This is a genomic window from Flavobacterium sp., assembly GCF_043773265.1.
Taxonomy (GTDB): Bacteria; Bacteroidota; Bacteroidia; order Flavobacteriales; family Flavobacteriaceae; genus Flavobacterium.
Genome location: NZ_JAYVFH010000293.1, coordinates 1 through 2,658 on the forward strand (window position 1 = coordinate 1; position 2,658 = coordinate 2,658).

A 2,658-nucleotide genomic window follows, 5' to 3' on the forward strand; every position below is an offset into this window, starting at 1 on the left:
CAAAAATTAGTTTTAAATAACGATATAGAAATTGTTGTTTTCGATGATGGTTCTACAGACGGAACTTATAAATTTGTTAAAGAAAATTACCCAAAAATAATTATTCATCGCAACGAAATTTCGAAAGGATATTTATATTGCAGAAATAAGATGCTTAATGAAACAAATGCAAAGTATGCGATTTCATTAGACGATGATGCCAATTTTTTATCACATAATCCATTACAAGAAATAGAAAATCATTTTAATAATAATCCAAATTGTGGTCTTATTGCTTTTAGAATTTTTTGGGGATTACAACTTCCAGTTACTACTATTTCTAATGAAAATTCTCAAAGAGTAAAAGGATTTGTTGGTTGCGGACACGTTTGGAAAATAGAATCTTGGAAAAAAATTCCCAATTATCCAGAATGGTTTGTATTTTATGGCGAAGAACAATATGCAAGTTATTATTTGTTTAAAAATAATATTCAAGTTCATTATCTACCATCTGTTTTAGTTCATCATAGAGTAGATATGTTGCAAAGAAAAAATGCTAAAGATTCATTGTTTAGAAATAGATACTCATTACGCTCTGGTTGGTTTTTATATTTTATATTTTTACCTTTACCATTGGCGCTAAAAACATTTTTTTATTCCTTATTTTGTCAAATTAAAAATAAAATCTTTAAATTTAAATACACAGCTACAAAGTCAATCATATTAGCAATTGGGGATTTAATTATAAATTTACCCAAAATAATATCTCAAAGAAATAAAATTAATTATAAAGACTATAAATTTTATTTAAATTTACAAAATACCAAAATATACTGGAAACCAAATGAAAATTAAAGAATATAAAGACCGAGCCATATTTGCAAATGAAATGTTAGATAAATATTTTACTTCAACACCCAATTTAATAGTAAGTGATATTGGTGCAGGTTTTGGCCACATGCAAAATAAAATTGAATCATTAGGAGCAACTTGGCAACCATTTGATTACATTAAAAAAATTGAAAAATCAATAATTTGGGATTTAAATAATTCTTGTCCTTCAATATCTGTAAAAGCTGGCACAATAGTATTTTTAGAAGTTTTAGAACATCTTGCTAATCCTTTATTATGTTTACAAAATATTTCAAATCATACAGAAAAAGATGGAATATTAATATTAACAACTCCCAACCCAAGTTCAAGTAAAAATATTTTAAACCTGCTCTTAAAGGGTAAATTATATTCTTTTCAAGAAAAACATTTACTAGAACATCATGTTTTTACACCTTGGGAACATATTGTAAAGTTTTTTTTGGAAAGTTGTGAATTTGAAATTTTAGAATATGTTATAGTAGATACAAGTTATAAAGATCAAAAAATCACTACAGTAAAAGATTTTGTTAAGCGTAAAATAGAATCTTTTTTAGAATATAGAAATCCAAAATCTAAAGGTTTTAGTTATGGTATTGTTGCTAGAAAAAAACAATAAATCGCATGAAAACTATAGCTATTATACCTGCTCGTGGCGGATCTAAAAGATTGCCTAACAAAAACATTCTATCATTGGGAGGAATGCCATTGTTAGTTCACAGTATTTTATATGCTAAGGATAATGCTCATATTATAGACGAAGTTTATGTTTCTACAGATGATGAAAAAATTAAAGAAATAACTTTACATTTTGGAGCTAAAGTAATTACAAGACCACAATCAATATCTGGAGATAATGAGCCAACAATATCTTCATTGCAACATGTAATATTGTCTATTGACGAAAATGTTGAAAATGTAATTTTATTGCAACCAACTAATCCTTTAAGACCCAAAAATTTATTGGAAGATTGTTTTCAAAAATTTATTTCATTACAATGTGAAAGTCTTTTTACAGTTTCTAAAAATGAATTAAAGCTTGGTAAAATAATTGATAACATATTTATTCCATTTAGTTATAAAATTGGTCAACGTAGTCAAGATTTAGAACCATTATTCTATGAAAACGGATTACTATATATTGTAAAAGCCGCAACAATTTTAGAAGATAAAATTATCACTCAAAATGCTTACCCATACTTAGTAAATCATATTTTTGCCAAAGTTGATATAGATACACAAGAAGATTTTGACTTTGCAGAATATTTAATAAAAAAATCATGAACCCATTTATAGAAATAGCAGGAAGAAAAATTGGACCCGATTTTCCACCATTAGTAATTGCAGAAATTGGCATCAATCATGAAGGTTCACTAGAAGTTGCAAAACAAATGGTAGACGCTGCAAAACGCGCTGGTGTAGAAGTTGTAAAACATCAAACACACATCGTAGAAGACGAAATGAGTAGTGCAGCCAAAAAAGTAATTCCAGGAAATGCTACTGTTTCTATTTACGAAATTATGGAACGTTGTGCTTTAAACGAGGCCGACGAGTTGGAACTAAAAAATTATGTAGAAAGCAAAGGAATGATTTTTATATCGACACCCTTTTCTCGTGCCGCTGCCGAAAGACTTAAAAAATTTGATATTCCAGCTTATAAAATAGGTTCTGGAGAATGTAATAATTACCCATTATTAGAACATATTGCTTCTTTTGGAAAACCTGTTATTTTAAGTACGGGAATGAATACTATAGAAAGTATTACCAAAGCTGTTGCTATTTTCGACAAACACAATGTTCCTATTGCTT

At 27.8% G+C, this 2,658-nt stretch carries 4 protein-coding genes; all 4 read left to right on the top strand.

Annotated elements, in window-relative coordinates:
* The coding region (locus ACH2BO_RS15155; protein WP_395045570.1) for a glycosyltransferase at positions 1 to 834 on the top strand (834 nt) is incomplete at its 5' end.
* Positions 824 to 1,468, top strand: coding sequence for a methyltransferase domain-containing protein (locus ACH2BO_RS15160; RefSeq protein ID WP_395045571.1), 645 nt, complete (start codon positions 824 to 826; stop codon positions 1,466 to 1,468). The genes ACH2BO_RS15155 and ACH2BO_RS15160, both read left to right, overlap by 11 nt.
* Before the next feature lie 5 nt (positions 1,469 to 1,473).
* On the top strand, positions 1,474 to 2,133 hold the full coding sequence (locus tag ACH2BO_RS15165; RefSeq protein ID WP_395045572.1) for a cytidylyltransferase domain-containing protein: 660 nt from the start codon (positions 1,474 to 1,476) through the stop codon (positions 2,131 to 2,133).
* Positions 2,130 to 2,658: N-acetylneuraminate synthase family protein (locus ACH2BO_RS15170; RefSeq protein ID WP_395045573.1), on the top strand; the 529-nt coding region annotated here is incomplete at its 3' end. The genes ACH2BO_RS15165 and ACH2BO_RS15170, both read left to right, overlap by 4 nt.